The 21,489-nt window shown below is 43.7% G+C and carries 16 protein-coding genes; 5 read left to right on the forward strand and 11 right to left on the reverse strand.

Annotated features, from left to right (window positions below):
- Nucleotides 1-159 precede the first annotated feature (159 nt).
- Nucleotides 160-1,146, reverse strand: a complete 987-nt coding sequence (locus RA178_RS14630; RefSeq protein ID WP_028760515.1) for a TerC family protein — start codon at nt 1,144-1,146, stop codon at nt 160-162.
- 690 nt (nt 1,147-1,836) lie between these two features.
- On the opposite strand from RA178_RS14630, the gene RA178_RS14635 reads away from it, so the two are divergent.
- The gene (locus RA178_RS14635) at nt 1,837-3,462 is read left to right on the forward strand and encodes a peptide MFS transporter (protein ID WP_306682494.1); all 1,626 of its coding nucleotides are present in this window, start codon (nt 1,837-1,839) and stop codon (nt 3,460-3,462) included.
- Between the two features lie 25 nt (nt 3,463-3,487).
- Here the strand turns inward: RA178_RS14635 and RA178_RS14640 are convergent, their stop codons facing one another.
- Nucleotides 3,488-3,742, reverse strand: a complete 255-nt coding sequence (locus RA178_RS14640; RefSeq protein ID WP_263149020.1) for a DUF3624 domain-containing protein — start codon at nt 3,740-3,742, stop codon at nt 3,488-3,490.
- A 329-nt stretch (nt 3,743-4,071) separates the two neighbouring features.
- Between RA178_RS14640 and RA178_RS14645 the strand changes: the two genes are divergently transcribed.
- Entirely contained in the window at nt 4,072-5,823 is a 1,752-nt protein-coding gene (locus RA178_RS14645; protein ID WP_306682496.1) for a GSCFA domain-containing protein, read from the forward strand.
- 39 nt (nt 5,824-5,862) lie between these two features.
- On the opposite strand, the gene oleD is transcribed toward RA178_RS14645, so the two are convergent.
- The 5 genes from oleD to RA178_RS14670 form a co-directional block, all read right to left on the reverse strand.
- Nucleotides 5,863-7,008 carry a 2-alkyl-3-oxoalkanoate reductase gene (gene oleD / locus RA178_RS14650; protein ID WP_306682498.1) on the reverse strand — a complete coding sequence of 382 codons (1,146 nt, stop codon included), beginning with the start codon at nt 7,006-7,008 and terminating at the stop codon, nt 5,863-5,865.
- A gap of 150 nt (nt 7,009-7,158) precedes the next feature.
- Complete coding sequence (gene oleC / locus RA178_RS14655; RefSeq protein WP_306682500.1) at nt 7,159-9,003, reverse strand: olefin beta-lactone synthetase; 1,845 nt, start codon at nt 9,001-9,003, stop codon at nt 7,159-7,161.
- A complete protein-coding gene (locus tag RA178_RS14660; protein ID WP_263165897.1) occupies nt 9,003-9,914 on the reverse strand; it encodes an alpha/beta fold hydrolase in 912 nt (303 codons plus the stop codon). The genes oleC and RA178_RS14660 overlap by 1 nt, the downstream gene beginning before the upstream one ends.
- 168 nt (nt 9,915-10,082) lie before the next feature.
- The gene (locus RA178_RS14665; RefSeq protein WP_028760522.1) at nt 10,083-11,132 is read right to left on the reverse strand and encodes a 3-oxoacyl-ACP synthase III; all 1,050 of its coding nucleotides are present in this window, start codon (nt 11,130-11,132) and stop codon (nt 10,083-10,085) included.
- A gap of 253 nt (nt 11,133-11,385) precedes the next feature.
- Nucleotides 11,386-12,732, reverse strand: coding sequence for a methyltransferase (locus RA178_RS14670; protein ID WP_306682503.1), 1,347 nt, complete (start codon nt 12,730-12,732; stop codon nt 11,386-11,388).
- A gap of 159 nt (nt 12,733-12,891) precedes the next feature.
- Between RA178_RS14670 and RA178_RS14675 the strand changes: the two genes are divergently transcribed.
- Nucleotides 12,892-13,125, forward strand: coding sequence for a DUF1289 domain-containing protein (locus tag RA178_RS14675; RefSeq protein ID WP_006085323.1), 234 nt, complete (start codon nt 12,892-12,894; stop codon nt 13,123-13,125).
- Between the two features lie 57 nt (nt 13,126-13,182).
- On the opposite strand, the gene RA178_RS14680 is transcribed toward RA178_RS14675, so the two are convergent.
- The 3 genes from RA178_RS14680 to RA178_RS14690 form a co-directional block, all read right to left on the reverse strand.
- Nucleotides 13,183-13,545 carry a YajD family HNH nuclease gene (locus tag RA178_RS14680; protein ID WP_028760525.1) on the reverse strand — a complete coding sequence of 121 codons (363 nt, stop codon included), beginning with the start codon at nt 13,543-13,545 and terminating at the stop codon, nt 13,183-13,185.
- Nucleotides 13,546-13,710: 165 nt separating this feature from the next.
- Nucleotides 13,711-15,687: a BCCT family transporter gene (locus RA178_RS14685; RefSeq protein WP_168823597.1), complete on the reverse strand. Its 1,977-nt coding sequence runs from the start codon at nt 15,685-15,687 to the stop codon at nt 13,711-13,713.
- Nucleotides 15,688-16,085: 398 nt separating this feature from the next.
- A complete protein-coding gene (locus tag RA178_RS14690; RefSeq protein ID WP_028760527.1) occupies nt 16,086-16,667 on the reverse strand; it encodes a DUF502 domain-containing protein in 582 nt (193 codons plus the stop codon).
- Nucleotides 16,668-16,852: 185 nt separating this feature from the next.
- On the opposite strand from RA178_RS14690, the gene RA178_RS14695 reads away from it, so the two are divergent.
- Nucleotides 16,853-17,248 carry a VOC family protein gene (locus RA178_RS14695; protein ID WP_306682510.1) on the forward strand — a complete coding sequence of 132 codons (396 nt, stop codon included), beginning with the start codon at nt 16,853-16,855 and terminating at the stop codon, nt 17,246-17,248.
- Nucleotides 17,249-17,911: 663 nt separating this feature from the next.
- Complete coding sequence (locus RA178_RS14700) at nt 17,912-20,080, forward strand: CHAT domain-containing protein (protein ID WP_306682512.1); 2,169 nt, start codon at nt 17,912-17,914, stop codon at nt 20,078-20,080.
- A 694-nt stretch (nt 20,081-20,774) separates the two neighbouring features.
- Here the strand turns inward: RA178_RS14700 and phoU are convergent.
- A complete protein-coding gene (phoU, locus tag RA178_RS14705; RefSeq protein WP_263181003.1) occupies nt 20,775-21,485 on the reverse strand; it encodes a phosphate signaling complex protein PhoU in 711 nt (236 codons plus the stop codon).
- Between the last annotated feature and the right edge of the window lie 4 nt (nt 21,486-21,489).

The raw sequence follows: 21,489 nt of genomic DNA on the forward strand, positions 1-21,489 counted from the left end.
CCTTTGTGAGCCTAAAACTAACAACGGCTCAAATTAAGCATAGACTAATTTTTAACATCTTCTGTAAAGCTTAACGATTCACATATTAAGGATATAAAAAAGGCCGTTTAGCATGACTAAACGGCCGAAACATATTACTTATTGGACTAGCCGTCCAAGCTATTTCTCAACTTCTTGCCCGCGCGTCTTCCACAGCGAATACAAGACACCTAAGACCAACAGACCAAAAGTCACACCAAGGGACACGGCAGTAGGGATAGTAAAGTCCACTATTCCCTCGTGATTGAAATACACTAAACCCACTTTCACCCCGATAAACACTAATACCACTGAAAGTGCATATTTAAGGTATTCGAAACGGTGCACCATAGCAGCCAACGCAAAATACAAAGCACGTAGCCCCAGAATCGCGAAGATATTCGAGGTATAAACGATGAAAGGATCTTGGGTAATTGCAAAAATAGCTGGAATACTGTCGACTGCAAACACCAAATCCGCGGTTTCCACTAAGATCAACGCCAAGAATAACGGCGTCGCCCACCATCCTTTTGTTAACTGATGATCTTCGCCACGTACCCAGAATTTTTCTTTATGCAGCGTTGGCGTAAAACGCATCTTAGTGCGTAACCATTTATAAAACTTATTGTCTTGGATATCACCGTGCTCATCGTTTGAGAAGAGCATTTTCACGCCAGTGAAAATCAAGAAGAGTCCAAATAACACAAGTACACCTTGATACTGGGCAACAAGCACAGCACCAAGACCGATCATAATGGCGCGCAACACTATTACGCCCATAATGCCCCAGAAGAGCACTCTATGTTGGTATAAACGTGGGATACCTAAGCTACTGAAGATTAACGCGATAACAAATACGTTATCCATAGACAGTGATTTTTCAATCAGATAGCCCGTTAGGTATTCCATACCGGCGGTTGAACCCTTGTACCACCAGAGCCAGGCCCCAAACAATAAGCCCATACAGATATAAAAGGCTGAAAGCTTTAAACTTTCAGCCACGGTAATTTCATGCTGATCCTTGTGCAATACGCCAAGGTCAAAAGCTAATAACGCCAGCACAAAACCGAAAAACATTAACCAAACCCAAAGCGGGTAACCCACAAATAGGGTGGTAAAAAACTCCATAAGTCTCCTTAGTAACACATAACGACTGATCTAAATCAGTAAAGTTGAGCAGATAGACATTGACTCATTGTAGAAATATAAACTGTGAAATCTTATATGAAAAATGCAACTATCAAGATTAAAATTCTTTTACAATCAATATAATTATGGTGCTTATTTATACTTATGCCTCGAATAAGTTCACTTCTCAATCACAGCGCTTCCCTGAGAAAATCATCTAACCCACCCATTCGTGACATTCCTTTAGATAGCAGCCTCGAACAAGCGCGTAGATGCTCTACCAATAATGCAAAATTGCTATCAATCATAAAACTTACACTATCCATTAAACGACGAACTACAGCTAAATCAAGGCTAAAGCCGCTAGGATAAAACTGCCACAGTTGAATTATGGCCACTATTTAGCACTCATTTCTTAACTGAAAATGAATTAATTTAACCGCTTAGTATTGCTATAGCGAGCCTTAAAGAACGGCTAAAAATGTTAGTTATACAAAATATTCATCACTTTCAAGACCCTTGGCTGTTCCATATCATCCGAGTGTGATTAACTGCTGCAACAGCGCCGTCTTTTAGCGATCAAAAGCGCCGCGATAATCACAAATAATGAAAAATAATTAATAAAATTCATTACGATAAAATGAATCATTAGCTGCTCGGCGCATAAAGTGCCAGCAATGGGAGTCTTAAGTGTCAATAGAACAAAACCCGCCGCACGCAATGCAGGGCCCACAAGGCTCGCCCCCTGCTGAAATGCTATTTGGGCATCCTAAGGGCTTATTTGTCTGCTTTTTTACCGAAATGTGGGAACGTTTCTCTTTCTACGGTATGAAAGCATTACTGTTTCTTTACCTGATTAAATATCATCTATTTACCGATGAATTTGGTTACAACGTGATTGGTGCTTACGGTGCCTTAGTGTATGCCATGCCCGTAGTGGGTGGCTTATTGGCCGACCGCTATATCGGCATGCGTAAAGCGGTGATCTTTGGTGGTGTTTTATTGGTGCTCGGCCACTTAGGTATGGCCTTTGAAGGCCATCAAGCGGTTATCGTTGCAGGTGAAATTCAACGGGATGAACAAGCGCTGCAAGTATTCTATTTATCCCTCGCCTTAATCATTGTCGGTGTGGGTTTTTTAAAACCCAATATTTCCACCATAGTCGGTCAGCTTTATCCTAAATCATCCGCTAAGCGAGATTCTGGTTTTACCATTTTCTACGCGGGCATCAACTTAGGCGCCACCTTAGCCCCGCTAATTTGCGCTTATTTAGGTGAAACCTATGGCTGGAAGTACGGTTTTGGTTTGGCAGGTTTAGGGATGTTAGCAGGTTTGTTGGTGTTTATTCGTGGCAAAAAACATCTGCAAGGCTTCGCCGAACCCAGAGATCCTGCGCGGATTTTAAAGAAAACCGCTGGCATAACGACAGAACAATGGATTTACTTAAGCGCAATTGGCAGCGTAATCATAGTCTGGGGGTTGATTCAAACCCACTCCCTCGTACTTTCGATTAGCAGTTTATTACCCGCTGTGAGCCCAGTGATTTGGTTCTTGCACTCAGTATCACTAGTGCTCGCCCTCGGGATTGGCTGGTTCATGGTGAAACATTGTAATCCGATTGAACGTCAACAGATGTCGGCTTTGCTGCTTTTCATCGTTGCGGGTTTGGTCTTCTTTGGTTTATATGAGCAGACCTATGGCTCTTGGGTAGCATTTTCGGACCGTGTGATGGACCGTAACATGCTCGGTCTCGAATGGAGCGCGGGACAATTGACCTTCCTCGGTGCCTTCTTTGTGATCAGTTTGTCGCCTATCTTCGCTTGGCTGTGGCCAGCCCTCGCCCGTAAAAATTGCGACCTAAGCAAACCGGTTAAAACCGCACTCGGTATTTTGTTCGCGGGTTTATCCTTTATGGTGCTTGTGCTCGGGATCCAGATGCCGCTAAGCAGTGGCTTAGTGAGTATTTGGTTCTTAGTCGCGGCTTATTTTGTATTAGAAATCGGGGAGTTATTGTTGTCGCCCATAGGCTTATCTGCCGTGACTCAGCTTTCGGTAAAACGCGTAGTCAGCCTGATGATGGGTGCTTGGTTCCTCGGCACTTCATACTCTGAAATCTTAGCCGCCGAATTAAACAAACTCGCCGCGATTGATACCCAAGGCGGCGTGATAAGTGACGTACCGAGTGCGATGGCGCTATACGAACAACTGTTTATCTTCTCGGCGCAAATTGGCGTGGTGATGGCATTAGTCTTCTTTGCCCTTGCGCCATTAATGAAAAAAATGATGCACGAGAAAATGGCGACTCACTCAGTTTAAGCACACAAACAGAAAGTCGGTTGGCTTACTTTCGCCCTCTGAGGCGACGGTAAGCCAAGACGATAAGGTGCAAAGCAAGTAACCCCGTAAAAGCCGCGCAGAAAAACAGTAATGCAATCGAGTCTACATCCCTAGGCGCATCACGATAAAGCCACCACCACAGCGGCCAGCCGATTGCCGATAAAGCCGTAAGCTGCCACATACAGCGTTTGCAGCGACCAATCTTTTGCCTGAAAATTGCCCAGTTTAAATCTGTATAATTACAATCCCTACAGCCCATACGATACCTTTTTAAAATTAGATTTATTATTAAATACAGCTAATAAAATAGACTTGAACAAGTTCATTTTATATACACTAGCGTAAACCTAAAGTATGAATCTATAGGGTGTTAAATAAATTTAAATCTATTGTGGTCAAGTATACATGTAATGAGTTAATAACTAATTTAGAATCATTCATTGAGTAAATCAGTATTCAGGTTGACAGCCATTGGCATACTAACCATTTCGTAACGCACCGATCACTTTTTAGCATCTTATTCATGCTTTTGTTTGCTTTTATCATTTCCAGTTATTTATATAAAACTCATTAAAATGGAATTTAATCATGAACACACAGTTTCTTACTCCTTACAGTGAACAAGCAGAACAATATTTTTGGAAAACTGGCGTTGCGGAAATTGATTTAGGCAAAGTGCCTTTTCAATCAATTCATAATTTGCTCATATCAAAAGACAATAGCAGCATTTCATCTGTTGGTTCATGCTTTGCTCAACATGTGGGAAAATGGATGATCGATAATAATTATCCATTTAATCGCAGCAAACTCGACAGTCGACAAATATCCAGCTTTGCCTTTGGCAATGTGTATACCCCTAGATGCTTTCTTCAATGGTTAACCTTAGATCCTGCTCATTCCCACAGATTTGATATTTTTTATGACAAGAATGCAGAACGCTATATCGATCTATTGAGACCCAATGTACACCCTGATGGGTTTAGCTCAGAAGAAGCGTTACGCGAGGCTCGGATATCTGCAAAAAACGAGCTATTAGCTACGCTAAGAGCAACAAATGTACTTATTTTTACCCTAGGTTTAACAGAGGCCTGGAAAGATATTGATGATGTTTTCTACCCAAATTGTCCTGGGGTTATTGCCGGTGAGTTCAATGATGCAATATTTACTTTCCATCAGTTTAATTACAATGAAATTAAATCTGATTTATTGCTTATAAAAGACATCATTCAAGGTATCAACCCACAGATAAAAGTGATCTTAACCGTATCCCCAGTCCCTCTTACAGCAACCGCATCAGATAAACATATCCTTGTTGCCAGCCAATATTCGAAGTCTGTTCTACGCGCTGTCGCGGGTTATTTAGCGGATAATGATGAAGTATTTGACTATTTCCCATCATTTGAAATTATCACAGTCAATAATGTCAATGATTTTAGATTCAATGAGAATAGAAGAACGGTCTCAAATAAAGCTATTGAGTATGTAATGAGCCACTTCAAATCGGCATTTTCTGATAAAAAAATCACCAAAGCACAAAATAACGGTGAGAAAAATCACCAAGAAACGGTTTGTGATGAAGAACGTTTAGACGCGTTGAACAAATTATTACATCATTCAAATGACACCACAGTGAACCAATTAACATTACTCGGTGATAGCCATATGGGTAAGTTAGCAAAAGCACTAAAGGAAATGGAAATCCCGTTTATGGGTGGCATGGTAATGAACGGCTCAGGATTTGCCCAAGGCAAATTTTCAATATGCGAAACAGAATATTTCGTACCACTTGAAAACGCCGCATCACGTCAACTTTTCGCGCCAATATTGAAAAATTTACAGGCTCACGAGCAATCTAAGTTTGAAAAAAAATCTGTGATTATTTCCAATATTGGCCTACAAACACATCAGACTGTTGCTCGTTTTTTTACATGGCTACAAAAACAAAAAGATGCTGACATTAAAGATATTACCTTGAAGAATTATGTTGATTTCTTCCATGAGGACCAATCAAAACAACTGTCTATATTATTAACGATGAAAGAAAGAGGACATACAGTCATCGTTGTTTCTGATCCACCTTTCTGTCGTTACTTCAAAGAATCACAGTCAATGACGTGGCTTGTCTATTCTTATTTTGACGCGCTTGAATACATTTGCTCACAGCTGAATATTTTGTTTTTTAATGCGGCAAAAGCCTTCGATGAAGAAATTGACACTCCTATGGCATACGCCTCAGATATTTGTTATCCAGACGGCCAACATGATTGGATCCATGGCAACTCGATGTATTACACATGGCTAGCAAATAAATTATTGCCCATCGTATCTGAAAATACCTAAAAATTGCTTGGAATGAGGCCTCATTGAGTCCTCATTCCCTCAAAGAGAAGTTTTAAGCCTTGCCATCCCTTGATTAATAGAGACGAGCGCACGATAACCTAAATCTCGTTTAGCTGCGCTGATATCAAAATAATGGCTGCAGGATAACTGCCGTGCGACAAAACGCGTCATCATGGGCTCTTCTTGCTTCTTTAGGAGGTAATGTACACTCTCCAATACTGCGCCTATTACATAGGCCACAGATTGAGGCACACGCTTAGTCACTGGCGGTAAAGCATCGCAGGCCAAAATCAAATTGATCATCTCGGCCATAGTGATGGGTTCATCATTACTCAGAAAATAAGCTTTCCCTTGACACTTAGGCTTTGCTTGGCAAAGTTCCAGTGCCGCCAGCACATGGGCATAGGCAGCATTGTCTATGTAGATGGTATCGACTAGCTTATCTTCGCGGCCAACCAGTTTAAGCTTACCTAAACGCCCGCGCGACAATACCCGAGGCACTAGATGGGGATCGCCAGGCCCCCATATCAAATGCGGCCTGAGTGCGACGGTTTTTAACGCATAGGGTGCACTGGCTTGAGTCGTCACTTGGCTAAATACTTGAGTCACATCAGGATTTTCAAGTGGCATGTCACCTACTTGATTGGCGTCGAGCATCATCTTTTCAGCGATGGCTTTAGAGTGGGCATAATGATTCAAGAATCTGGTGGCATAAGGAGTTGACTCATCAATACCCGATTCATCCTGCCCTGCAAAGGTCACACTCGGGGTACTGGTGTAAACTAACTTATCTATTTTTAATGCCTTACAAGCGGCAATCACATTGGCAGCGCCCTTCACATTCGGACAAAAATAGCTGTCTCTGTCCCCCCAAACACCCGCTTTAGACGCCACATGGAATACGATATCGCAGCCTTGCATCGCCTGTTGCAGCAGATCTTTATTGACTAAATCCCCTTGCAGCATGACTACGCCCAGCGCTTCAAGTTCGGGATAATGCCCACGCGCAAAACCTGTGACCTTAATGCCCGCGGCTAACAATCTCAGGCAAATCGCTTTACCTAAAAATCCCCCCGCCCCCGTGACAAAGGCGTGTTGCACCTTAAGGGCGAGCTGCGCGAGTGCAGTTTGTTCAGCCGCATCAAATTGGGCAAGCGTCGTGCTCTTGATTGGGTCTTTCGTCATTAAGGGGTATCCATTTCAGCACATTTACATGAACTTAAAGTCGGTGTAATAAGTTTAAAATAAGCACAAGGGCTTAAAAATAAGCGAGTTTGTTCAAATGAACACAGAATATAACGTAAAAAATGCAGGAAAAAGCCGTGGAGTTTCAAATCAACCTTTCGTTTGCGATTGCGCCCAAACGGCTAATTTTTCTCTAAAAATCTTGGCATTATGCCGCACATCCACAGGGAAATCAGGATGGATAAGAAACCGCCTTATGCCCTGAGTCTGGGTAAATTGCTCGGCGATGGCGATCAAATCTTGGTACAACTGCTGACTCTTATTGCACACCAATGACTGGTCGAGTTCGATACAAATTAACGGCTCTATCTCGTTCGCCACTTTCACTCCCACTAAAGCGGAGCGCTTCACATTGGGATGCGTATTAAAAATGCGCTCGCAGGGAATGGAATAATAACGTTTAGCAAACAATCCGTTAAGAGTAGCGTCGACTCTGTGGGCCTTACGACCACACATCCACAGAAGACCTTGATCATCAAGATACCCCAAATCGCCCATGCGGTGTCTAACGGTATTGGTTGCCGAGTCCCAAATCTTGGCCGCCGCAGTCGCGCGTTTGCCTTGGCTATCATGCTGACTATTGTTTAGATAATAGGACTGACTCACCATAGGCCCCTGCACGACTATCTCGCCGATTTCACCGTTATTCAGCTGTAAGGCATCATCCCACTCGGGAATAACCTCTTCGCTGATAGCAATAATGCGAATCGTCACGCCATCGATAGCGCGACCGACACAGATACCACCGCCGTTATCTGTGATGTCAGTCGTGGCAAATAACGCATCGCTGGCAATCATACTAATAGGCAAAGATTCGGTTGCGCCGTAGGAATTTAAAATCGGCACACCTTGGCTCAGCATCTTACTAAAACGGGCAATGGAGGCAATGGTGGCTGGCGCACCCGCGGAAATCACCCGCTGTACGCTAGGCAATTTATGCTGTTTTTGTTCCCCCGCGCGGCCTAAACGTTCGAGCAAAGCGGGATTAACAAAAATATTACTGCATTGATATTTCTCAATCGCAGCAAACAGAAATTCAGGATTAGCAGTAATAGGTTTGCTGGCATCCATTTCTGGAACGATAGACGCCATGCCAAGTGCGGGACCAAAGAGTGAAAACAGCGGAAAAGTGGCGAGATCGCGCTCGCCATGGCAAATGCCATAATCGTTTTTTAACGCTTTAATTTGTGCCTCAAACATCCCATGGCTATACACTACGCCTTTAGGCGTGCCGGTACTGCCACTGGTGAATAAAATCGCCGCCATCTCATCAGATTTAAGCATCACCATGGGATATTCAGACTTTGGAGCAGAAGATTGCACTAAGGTGCTTTGCAGCAGAGTCGATAAACTTATCGCACCAGTACCGATACGGATTAACTTTGCCGCTAAGCCTGTTTTGCCGTCATCAACATTGAGTAATGACTTAATACTGCCCTTACCCCAACCAAATAAACGTCTGGCGATATGAGCCTTGGGAATACCGATAAAAGCATCGGGCGCGGCTTCAGCAAAACACTGTTTAAGATTGCGGATCCCCATGCCGGGATCAACTAGGATAGGAATAATCCCCGCTTTAAACAGCGCAAAAGTAAGTGCAAAAAAATCCAAACTCGGCGTGACCATAAGCACAGCCTTCATGCCGCGCTCAATACCATGGGCGTTCAGCGCAAAGGCGATTGCATCGCTTTGTCTATCCAGATTAAGGAAGTCCAACTCGCTGTAATGCAAATTCGCCACAGAAGCGCCCTGAGCGCTTTGTACTGCTACCGCAAGATGATGGGGAATGGCATGGGCGGCTTGCTTGAGATGACGACAAATATTGGCATCATTGACCGTTGCTGACGCAGAAGTGCCACTTAAAAGTGACTTTTCCAACGGCGTCACTAAAGGAGCAACCAAAGGAGCCACTTCAGTCTCAAGCAAGGTCGACATTAACCTGCGGCCTGTTCGGACGGCGCCGCTTCTACGTGGTCGTCAGCCATAAAATCTTTAATATGGGCAATCACTTCATCGCTGGCATCTTCCAAAATGTAGTGACCACAATCGGCAAACTCATGCACGGTCGCATGGGGCATGTGCTGACGCCATTTTGCTAAAAAGTGCTTATCGAACACAAAGTCCTTGAGACCCCAGCAAATCAGGGTCGGCACTTTGGCAAACTGCGGTAAACTCGCAGCAATATCAGAGACTAATTGATAATTTCTATCGCCTTCACGCAGCGGAATATCCTGCACAAAACGCAGCGTCGAAATGCGATTGGCCCAAGAGTTAAACGGCGCGACATACGCCTCGCGAATGTATTTGGACATCGGCTGGCGCTTAACACCCACATAGGAAGCAATAGACGAAAAGGCATTGAAACCGCGTACCAACACTGTGCCTAACAGGGTATTACGACAAATCCACAGCGGCCAAGGGAATGGTTTAGTCTCGGGCAAATGGAAAGCACCCGTGTTCAATATCACTAGGCGTTTAATGCGCTCAGGATAACGCGCCGCATAACCCATACCTATCATGCCGCCCCAATCGTGTACGACTAAGGTAATGTTTTCTTTCACATTCAGGCTATCGAGCAGGGCTTCGAGATCGTCGATACGGTTCTTAAGGGTATAGTCATAACCACTGTCGTCTGGCTTATCCGACAGGCCACAGCCGATATGATCCGGCACTATGCATTGGTGAGTGTCTTTTAAGGCGCTAACAAGGTTGCGGTAGTAAAACGACCAGCTAGGATTACCGTGAACCATCACCACAGGCTCGCCTTGACCCTCGTTGATATAATGTAGCTTGTTGCCATTACGGCTCAGAAAATGACGTTTAAAAGGCAACAGAGTGTCTAACATGACGCTTCCTATCTTAATTCTTTATGAGAGCGAATAACGGGTTATGTACAGCTGGCTTAGCTTATCGACAGAACTAAAGACTAAGCTATCAACTGAATCATGGACTTACTGGGTTGACTCGAATGTATTCTAGCCATCAAGCAAAGGCGTGAAAAGGTGCACTGCACCCTACCACTTAATGCCTAACATCATGCAATTCAATCCACTGCCTATGCCTAAAAAGCTCACTTGATCGCCCGCTTGCAAAAAGCCTTGATCGTGCGCCATCGCAGCGGTCACAGGTAACGACACTGTGCCCATATTGCCCAGCAGCTGATACGTTGGAAATTCTTTCTCAGGGGGAATATTTAACGCGCTAAGCACTTGCTTACGGTTTGAGGCGCCCACTTGATGGCAAATCACTTTGTCCACTTGCTCAACCAGCCAATTACGCTGCTCAAGGAAATGCTCCCAAGTGTGCTTCGCCAATTCAACACCTTCTTTAAGCAAGGTAACGGCATCGGTACGCATAAACTCACGGTACAGATTGTGCCCCACTTCCTGCAGACCCCATTGACACAACTGGTGATGCTCAGGCGCCGATAAGTGCGATGCACCCAGCAATTGATGCTGGCGCACATTTGTCAGCGGCAAGCTGCCATCAGTAAGGATCACCGCCACTGCACCAGAGCCACCGGTTAAGGTCGCCAGTGACTGGGCAAAATTCTGCATGGTCGGATCGGCCAACATGTTATCGATAGTGACATCGACAATATCCCGCGCCGACTCACAGGACACCACCATACCCGCCTTGATTTGACCCAACTCAATACGGTTCGCGATATCTAAAATACCCGATAACACCCCAAGGCAAGCGTTGCTGATATCGTAAATCGCGGTGTCTTTTGACACCCCCAATTCGGCAGCAATACGACACGCGGTCGCGGGCTCATGTTGATCGCGGCAAACGCCGGTATAGACAACAGCACCTAAATCGGCGACATCAATCCCAGTTTCAACCATGGCTTTACGGGCAGCTTTAATCGCACCGTCGGACAATTGATGTCCTTTTGGCCACCAGCGGCGTTCGGTAATCCCAGTCAATGCGGCAAGCTGTCCCATAGGAATACGGAACTTTTGATACAAAGGAGCAAGACGAGACTCTAGCTCACTACTGGAAACCACAACAGGCGCCAGTTCATAGGCCAGGCTATTAATAAATACGCGGGAATATTTCATGAAACTGTTTTATTCGCTCACTAGAATGACTGACCAGCAGGTCAGCTTTCAGTTGTTATTCGTCATTAATGCGACATTTGAACAAGAAAAGCTCGATGATTCAATAAAAAACCATCTTGAGTGTAAGACTTGTCTCACAGCGCAGGTTCCAAACACGACGGCCCTGAATTCACTATCACTAAACTTAAATGCGCTAATATAGAAATAATTCATAAAAAACATCACAGTACAGCATATTTTTAGACGCGAAAAATTATACCGCCATTTTTTGCGCTAAAATCAGCGTATTTCTTGGTGTGATGCTGTTTGCACAAAATTCACCCACGCAAACACCATATCCTTGTTCCTGCAAAAAACAAGCGCGATCTAAGATTAACCACTGCTCCAGTGCGCTGCGGAATAAATGCGCGACTAAATCAATACGGCGAGTTAATTGTTGTCTTTGTCGCCCAACGTCAAGCCAAGCTTCAAAATCCCTGTTTTTCGCTAAATTAACGGCCTTAGTCTCGGCCGCCCACAGGCAAAAATCCGTAAAACTGCCGCTCAATTGACTCTGTTTTAACGAGGGTAAAGGCAAATATTCGTCGATTTGTCGACATTCACGTTGCAGTGCATCAAAGCCTAAGCGCCACGCAATTTCTTGATGGCGTAGCGCTTGCTGCTTGGGATTAGCGATCACACTCTGCTGCAGCGGTAACTGTAAATCATGGCGACTGAGCTTTAGGCTGCTCTGCTGAGCAAGAGTCGATAACGGCTGATAATGGCTCGCTTGAATTAAATGATAGCAACAGGGAGAAATAGCCAATGCCTGCGTGCCCGCCTCGGCCGCCAGCGTTAACAGCCGAACATGTAAATCACCGCAGGCATGCAATGCAACCGCTTGCTGCCGTGCAGTTAACGGATTGGCATTTGAGGCATGTTCAGCTTGTGCTTCAACTGTAGTTGTAGATGTGTTTGTTACAGCATGTTCTGCACCAATAGCAAAGGCATCGGCGCAAATAAAGGTCTGCGATAACTGCCACTTATCAGCAAAGGCCTGCCCTGCTTCACACAGCGGCGCCTGCCACTCTAAACTCAGCACATCGGCGCCGCGGGCTTTAGCAATCAAGCGGCCCAAATGCCCTTTACCCGCACACCATTCCAGCACAGGTAAATTAAGCTGGGGTAAATGCTGCACAAAGGCGGTAATTTGCTGCCATTTTCGGCCTTTAATGTGAGCGCTAAAGTGCGCTTCATCATCAAAGGACAAACCGCGGTCCTGCGCTGTATCTACCTTTGTGGTATCGGTAATCGCAATATCAGCAATGGCTGCGGTAAGTAATGACAAGTCCCAATCTTGGCCTAATGCCCTAAGATCTTGGCTTAATGCCGGTGACAGTGCCTTGACCAGCAAAGATTGCTCGGCATCGAATCCATCAAGCTCATCGTCAGCCAGCGCCCACACAGCTTCGGCCAACTGCGGAAAATCCTGTGCCCAAGGCAAAGCGTTCACTTCAAATGCACGCACTAGCCACAGGGCAGCACTCTTTTCAAGCAACTGATTAAGCTTGCTAAATTGCTGTGAGTAAGTGAATTGTTGCTGCAGATTATCTTGGTTCACGTCATGCCCAGTGTAAAAAATACTTGTCTCGTATTAGGCTGAGCAAATCTGCCCTACGGATGACTTTATGCGAAAAAATGTTAGTATCGCGCCCATTAAAAGCACTCAACCTGACTGTTAACTGCAAACCGCGGTCAGCAATACCTAAAGAGGACACACATGCTTTCACCTTGCGTCGCACGCTGCGGTTTAAATGACGAAGACTACTGCATGGGCTGCTTTCGACATATCGATGAAATCGTCAGTTGGCGTACGAGCAGCGAAGCACAACAAGCAGCCATTTGTCAGCAACTTCCCGCCCGTAAAGCTTTATTTGAAGGCAGTGAAAACCAGCATATTTTAAGTCGTGATAAATGGTTAGCTGCCGAGGCGCGTTTAACCGACAAGGACTAGACCCCATCCGCTAACGCCACCCTCTGCGCAAGCTCATCCTGCTAACAGCCTACAAGACTATTTTTTCAGCATTGATTTCAAGTCAGCAAAGGGATTGTAGGTCGCCGCCGCTTGCTTGGTTTCTGTGGTGCTACCGTAGCGGATCAATTCTTCAAAGCGAGAATGTTCGTTGTCATGGCAATAAAGACATAATAATTCCCAGTTTGAACCGTCTGACGGGTTGTTATCGTGGTTATGATCCCTATGATGCACAGTCAGTTCACTTAAGTTTTTTGGGGTAAATTCGCGGGTACAGCGGCCACACACCCAAGGATAGAGTTTTAACGCTTGTTCACGGTAACCGCTCTCACGCTTAGCTTTGTACTCCCGCGCATCGGCTAATACTTTATCTAACTTACTCTGGCCTGGCACTGATGACATAGTGTAATCCCTAAAACAAACCCTAAAAAAATTGCCCCAAGGATAATCCGAGTTATCACTTGGGGCAATATCTCCCGCACTTTGCGGGTTAATGGTGCGCGATTTGTAGACGTAAATGGTTAAGCCGACCTAGGTTACTGGCTTAGCTAACTTAGCTTACGTTACTTAGCTTACGTGGGCATGATCGGCATTCGACAGATGCAAATAGTGTAAGTATTTTTCATACTGAGTCACCACATCCGCGAGAATTTGCTCTTCGGTATAACCCATCACATCGTAATGCTGACCACCTTGTTCAAGGTACACTTCGGCGCGGTAATACAAGGTATTGCCCTGCTCGATTTCAGTCCCTATTGGGTTAGTGATGTCAAAACAACGCGTTCGTACACCGTAAACAAAGGGCAAATTCACCTCATTGCTGATCACTAATCGCACGCGGCCATCTAAGTATTCAAGATCGGCCACTATGCCTTTAGCCATAAAGTGTTGACACACCTTAGATAAAGCGGGCGTAGCCACATTATTCAAGAACACTTGCGCTTCTTCATGGGTAGGATGCGAGACTAAAACCCCAATACGCTCTTCCCAGCTCATATTAGTTTTGGCGTATTGCACACTAGTATTGTGTAACTGCACGCTATTAATCTTCAGCCAATCATTTTTCAGGGCTTTAAATAAGCCCAGACACATGAATAGCATCACCACTAAGAACGGCATAGCACTGGCGATAGCCGCCGTTTGCAGCGCCTGTAACCCACCCGCTAACAACAATACCGAAGCAACGACCCCTTGCAACAGTGCCCAAAAGATCCTCTGCCATACGGGGGCATTGTTATCACCACCCGAGGTTAGATTATCAATCACTAGCGATCCCGAATCCGACGAGGTCACAAAGAAAGTGACGACTAAACAAATCGCAATCCCAGAGAGTAAAGTCGGGAACGGCATGTGCTCGAAAAACACAAACAAGGCCACTGATACATCGGTATTCACCGCCTCGGCAAGATAGGTCGCGCCGTGATTCATAATCGAATCAATCGCCGTATTACCAAATACCGTCATCCACAGAAAGGTCAGCGCCGATGGCACAAATAACACACCTATCAAAAACTCACGGATGGTACGGCCGCGACTCACACGCGCAATAAAGGTACCGACAAAAGGAGACCATGAAATCCACCAGCCCCAATAGAGCAAGGTCCAGCCTCCGAGCCAATCTTCCTTATGTTCATAAGCGTACAAGTTAAAGGTTTTGCCCACTAAATCACTTAAGTAACTACCGGTATTCTGCACAAAAGCCTGCAACAACATAACCGTAGGGCCAAGGATCAAGACGATAAGCAATAAAATAATCGCGAGACCCAGATTGAGTTCGCTTAAGCGTTTCACGCCTTTATCGAGACCAGAAAATACCGATAATGTCGCCAATAAAGTAATGCCGATAATCAAACACACCTGCACCACAGCATTATTGGGTAAATCTTCAAATAGATAACTCAGACCCGAGTTAACCTGCAACACCCCAAAGCCCAGTGATGTCGCCACCCCAAACATAGTGCCAAGCACAGCAAAGGTATCCACTGTATGGCCAATCGGACCATAGATGCGTTCACCAATTAAGGGATAAAGCGCACTTCGCGGCAATAACGGTAACTTATGTCGATAAGAGAAATAGGCCAGACTCAATGCCACCACAGCGTAAATCGCCCAAGCATGCAGTCCCCAATGGAAGAAAGTGATCTTCATTGCCTCTTTTGCGGCAATAAGGCTCTCAGGGGTTGCATCCGGCGGCGCCAGATAGTGCATCACAGGTTCAGCGACCCCAAAAAACATCAAACCTATGCCCATACCCGCCGAAAACAACATGGCGATCCAGCTTTTATAGCTGTAGTCAGGCACTGAATGGTCTGGTCCTAGTTTGATATCGCCAAAGCGACTGACCATGACAAATATGATAAAAATCAGGAAAAACGCCACACTTAGAATGTAAAGCCAACCGGCTTTCATTTCTATCCATGACTGCATTGATCTAAAAAAGGTGTTTGCCTCTGTGGGCCATACTGCGCAAATCATCACCATCAAGATGATGAAAAAGACCGACGAATAAAATACCGGCGGATTAATACTAGACTTGATTGACATTGACTCTCCCTATTTCTAGCGGGTTCACACTCCAAATATCTCAACATACCAACGGCGAGATAGGACAAAACTTATACTTAAAATTTGGTTAATACTGCGTGGCTCATCTATGACCAGTATGGGGAAAATCCCAAAGATCATGGCAACGACTCGCTATGGCTAAACGCGACAGGATCTGAACAACGGGATTAACAACACTCGACTTTTTTAAGCCAATGATTGATGGATAAACAGAATTAACACCACTAAGGCAGCCAACACCCACCTTTAGCATAAAACAAATATATTACTAGAATATTCAGCATAAAAAATGGCGACCATATTGGTCGCCAAAAAATTATACCACAAAAATCATCAAATTTAATTTTAAACGCTAAAACGCACAAACCTTCATAGGATTACTTAGTCGGTGACTGCGAGATACCAGCAGTTAAGTTGAAGCGCATCGCCTCCTCAAACGACCAATCAACCATAATTAAATCATCCCGCTTAACTAAGCTCGTCACGCCCGCCATTTGATAACTCAATTGGAACAACACAGGCACCCAATCGCCCTCTGGTAGCGCATCTAACAATGGCTGTGGCGGCGTATCCGTCATAATAAAGCCCACCACAAAACTGCCATTCGCCTGCTTCACTAACACTGTCTTTTGGCTTGTTGGCTTACCGTCACGATTCATCAAAGAGGCGATATCACGGATACTGCCATAAACCGATTTAAACAATGGGAAACGCATCAACTGGCGCTCAAGCCAACCATAAAGCCACACAATCGGGCTGACCGAAAACAGCAGGCCCACGGCAAAAACTAATGCCACCACCAGCATAAATCCCGCGCCGACAAAGTGTTGGTTAATCCCTACCAGCTCTAAAATTACAATTCCTAAACCATCTAACGATACAAACAACGACCAAAACAGCCACAAACTCAAGGCCATAGGTAATAGATTCATTAAGCCGCGGGCTAAGGTTTTTTTCATCACACTCTCATTCAGTCATAGGGATATAGAAGGCATAAAATATTTACGCAAAAAACGCCACAAATGCTACCACAGAGTCACTTTTGCACCAGCACATGATGTAAGGTATCTGGCAGTAATAGTCTCAAGCATAGAGACAGCGTTCAAATTCAGAGCCCACTCTGAGCCATTCTAAGGAAAGTAAAATGCGCGTAACCCGCTTAGATCATTTGGTCTTAACCGTAAAAGACATCGCCGTCAGCGTCGAATTTTATCAAACCGTGCTCGGGATGAAGAAAGTGGTATTTGGCAATCAGCGTATTGCGTTAAGTTTTGGCGACCAAAAGATTAACCTGCATCAAGCGGGCGCAGAATTTGAACCTAAAGCCGCAGCAGCCATGCCCGGCAGTGCCGATCTGTGTTTTGTGGTCAGCCACAATATAGAAGAAGTGATCGCGCATTTAAACGCACTTCAGATTGAAATCATTGAAGGACCAGTGCTACGAACCGGCGCCACAGGCCGGATAAACTCTGTCTATATCCGCGACCCAGATTATAACCTGCTTGAGTTATCAGAATATCTACCCGCCTGCACTGGGTAAGCGAATTTTGGTAATATCAGCTGCAGTTCTGCTAGCACGCGGCGAGCAGAACTGCAGCTGACGTTATACTGGTTCACTGTTGTTTGCGATAAGACTCTCGACAGTTATATGGCATTCATTGTCATTGTTTCCCGATTGACTCATGATCCTTTGAGCTAATAAGAGGTATCCCTATAGGCTCCACTAAAAAGCGAGTGATCAAAACAAGACGACTGGGTTTTGCAGTGTTAATTATCATTACTTCCCCAGTGACTCGCCGTAAACTCATCCTTGAGGGCTCTACTAAATCATCCCTGTTTTAGAAGGTCACTGGTGCGCAATGACAATCTTAGGTAAGTTATCAATACCTATGTCTGCCCTAAAAAGTATTTGCCCCAAAGCTTTTAGCCAGTTTCATTTCTCACTTCTTCATCACTTATTTTGACAGACTTTTCCTAATGGATGATTTTATAGGTTGACAACGATCCTGACACAGGGGGCTCCTCGTTAAATAGATAATGCCCTAATAGATACTATCTCAAATCAATATGCTTTCAATGCGTATAAGCCTAGTGCTAATACGCCATAAAGTAATTGATTTCATTGCAAGTATCACTAAATGTGATATTGTTTTCAGAGAGAAATAAAGAAATTCACCCTACGTTTATAAAAAATTGGATTGATATGAGATTAAGTCTAGGAAATACCTCAATAATAAACATATTTCTTATACCTGAAGATGAAGACCATAATTCGCCTTTTCAAGGTTATCTAACTAGCCTTTTTTCAGATGCCTTTCATAGTACATTACACAAAACTTTATCGTATCCAATGAATGCATTAGAGGTTTATATGCCTCAAGATGAGCTAATTCGATCTCGCAATGAAATTGCGTCTCCAAGCAATTTTCTCATAAATCCTCGTAGTCTAACCCAATTACTTCCTTTTTTTAAAAGCCATCCTTTTGTCGTTATAACATGCTTAGATAAAGAGTTAGAATATATAAAGAATTTAGATTTTAAGTTTAAATATAAACCGTTGGTTGTTGGCATAGAAGAGGGGGTTGACTTAGATATTAAAGAGTTTAACATTTTTAAACTAGACGAATTTATTATAAGCCGACTTCAAGAAGCTATGGAAAATAATGCATTTCCTAGTCAAGTAATAGATGTGATTAACTCTAGAACTCAAAGAGAGAAATCATTAACAAAAATAGAGTTCCCCTCTCGAAATCATGCAGTAACATCCCCAAATGAAAGTGTGCTAAGGAGCGTCGGTTACTATTTTGAGCATGACGAGCCTATAAAATTTTCTAAAGATAAGGGGGAGTACATCAATGCTATACTTGAAAGCTCTAATAACCTTCTTAGTATAATTAAAAATGAAAACAGTGGTATAAAGGAAAGTTCCAAATCTGATTTGATTGTCTACTCGCCAAGTATCTATACACACCTATATAATTTTAAAAGTCATTTTTGGAACCAACTGTCACGGAATTTGAATAATAAAAAGAGCAGAGAATTCATTATGGGTGGGGTTTTCAAAAACCCTAATTATTCAGGAATGAATATCACATTAGATAATAAAGATGAATTCGAAAAAATAATGAGTAATAAAGCTGTTCAAGCTTTGATGGGAACAAGGCAGTTCGAACTTGCCTACACAACGTTAGCAATGAATAGCTTAGCGATTGCTAACAATTGTCCAGTAATTAGACTGCCAAACTCACTTAATTTCCATAGTGCTAAACTACGTGACCTAGAGTCATTATCAATGTCTTCAGTTGAACGTTCCAAAGATAAGTTCAATAGAAAATTTAAAGACCTAACAACCGAAATGACAAGCGAAATTGGTAATGATTTACTAAGCTATATATCTGAAAATAGCAATTCTATAACTCTGTGTACCGATAGCCTAGTAGAGTGGGTGAGCTTCGATAAGATACCCTTAATGTTCACTCATGAAATATCTAAAGTACACACTACCCCTGGAAATCAGTTACTAAAGATCTCTACTAATTTTTCACGTATCCACTTTAACAAATCAGAACTTTTAAAAGTAACAGTTATTCGCTCTTTTAATGAAAACGACCCTATAAAATACATGCTTGAAAAAAGTTTGAATTACTATATAAACATCGACAAGGAAATTAATTTAAACATTATCGATGTGACAAGTAAGGCTCAATTAATTGAATGTTTAAAAACAGTGAATACTCCAATTTTAATATTCGACTGCCATGGTAATCATGGTGGTGCAGAAGAGCATGGATGGCTTCAAATTGGAGGAGATAAAGTAGACACCTGGGAGTTGCCGACCAGAGGGTTCGCTCCTCCCATTATTATCTTAAGCGCTTGCCTGACATCTGCTATAGGTGGTTCACATGCATCTGTTGCCAGTGGCCTTTTAGATTTAGGTGCAATAGCTGTATTAGGTACACTATTGCCTGTTGATGCAGAGAAATCTGCTGTGTTCGTCGGGAGAATAATGCTCCGTTTAACGGGCTACTTAAAAGCACTAGATCAGATTGGTGTTGACTATATAACATGGAGGCAGTTCATTAGTAACTTCTTTAGAATGTCATTTTGCACAGACATTTTAACCGAACTTAAAAATAACTACAAAATTATAAATGAAGCTCAGTATAAGGAAATTCATATTAATGCAAACATGCATATCAACTTGGGTTCCACCGACTGGTATGAAAAGATAACAAATGATATTTCTAAAGTGACAAATATAACAAACGAAGAAGTACTTGAGGTGATCTCTGATATCGGTTTTTTAGAAACAATGAACTACTCTCAAATTGGTAGACCTGAAAATATAATCATAGAATTAGGTAAGGAATAGATCAGATTCCCTCCCCTTGTAACATCGGGAAGGGTCAGGGTAAAAAATTTCAAAAACTATTAGGTATATAGGTCGGTAAATGCAATATAGTAATGTTCCATTTAGAATTCAGCGATATGTGGGGTCAGTGTAAACTTTAATTGATACGCATACATTTACTAATCCCACTACCCATTTTTAGACCCTTTGCACTAACGCATTCATGTCCAAAAGCGTGCAGCGTAAGGTTTTTAAATGTACAGGTTACGTGAATGCACGAAAGGTGAGCCATGGTGATTAGCGAGACGACCGTCCGCCCCATGGACGGGGCGGTCGAGCATCCAAGGACGGACTTGAACAACATCCCTGTTTAACGGCCAGTTCGCCGTCCATGGCTCTCGTTCATAAGCTCAGAAACCCTAGGTTTCTATTCACCGTGTCGGTGAGTAAGTACTATGGCAAGCCTGTATGTGTGGATACCAGCCAACGCCTAGCAACTAAAATGACAGTTCACTCAGCTATACTAGCCTGCAGAATTTTCCAATGCGTTTTTACCAAATCGAATTGACTCATCATTGCTATTAGTACTGTCAAATCAGTCTATAAAAGCAGTCGGCATTTATTAAGCCGCATTTAAAAGCCCTAAAAGCAAAACGCTCCACAGAGACTGCGGAGCGTTTTATTCAGGCATTAAAACTGCAGATTAATGCGTGTGTTAGCTTTTCATGTCCTTTTCCATATCTTCGTAGGAAGTATGGCGAACGTCTTTGCCTTTCACGTAGTAGATGATGTATTCACAAATATTTTTGCAGCGGTCGCCGACACGCTCAACTGCGCGTGCAGCCCATAATACGTCGAGTATGTCTGGGATTGAACGCGGATCTTCCATCATATAGGTCATTAACTGGCGAATGATGCCTTCATATTCACGGTCAAGCTTAGCATCTTCTTTATGCAGCTCTAACGCGGTATCGGCATCCATACGGGCCAAGGCATCTAAAGTCGCATGCAACATCCGAGTCGCATGACGCCCCATATTTTCAATGCTAACTAACAAAGGCTGCTGATTATTCAAACGTTTATCTAATGCCGCTTTTGCAATCCGCACACAGGCATCACCAATACGCTCAAGATCGGCGATGGTTTTTGAAATAGCGATAATCAAGCGTAAATCACTGGCCGCAGGTTGACGCTTAGCAATAATACGCGTGCATTCTTCGTCAATGGAAACTTCCATCGCATTGACTTTATGATCGCCTGCAATCACCCGCTGAGCTAACTCGGCATCGAGGGCACTTAAGGCATCAATCGCTTGCTCTAGCTGACGTTCAACCAAGCCACCCATGGCGAGCACTCGATTACGGATATCATCCAGCTCAGCGGTGAACTGACCCGAAATGTGCTTACTTAAATTCATGTTTTCCATTGCG

It is taken from the genome of Shewanella oncorhynchi (assembly GCF_030848765.1).
In the GTDB taxonomy this organism is placed as follows: Bacteria; Pseudomonadota; Gammaproteobacteria; order Enterobacterales; family Shewanellaceae; genus Shewanella; species Shewanella oncorhynchi.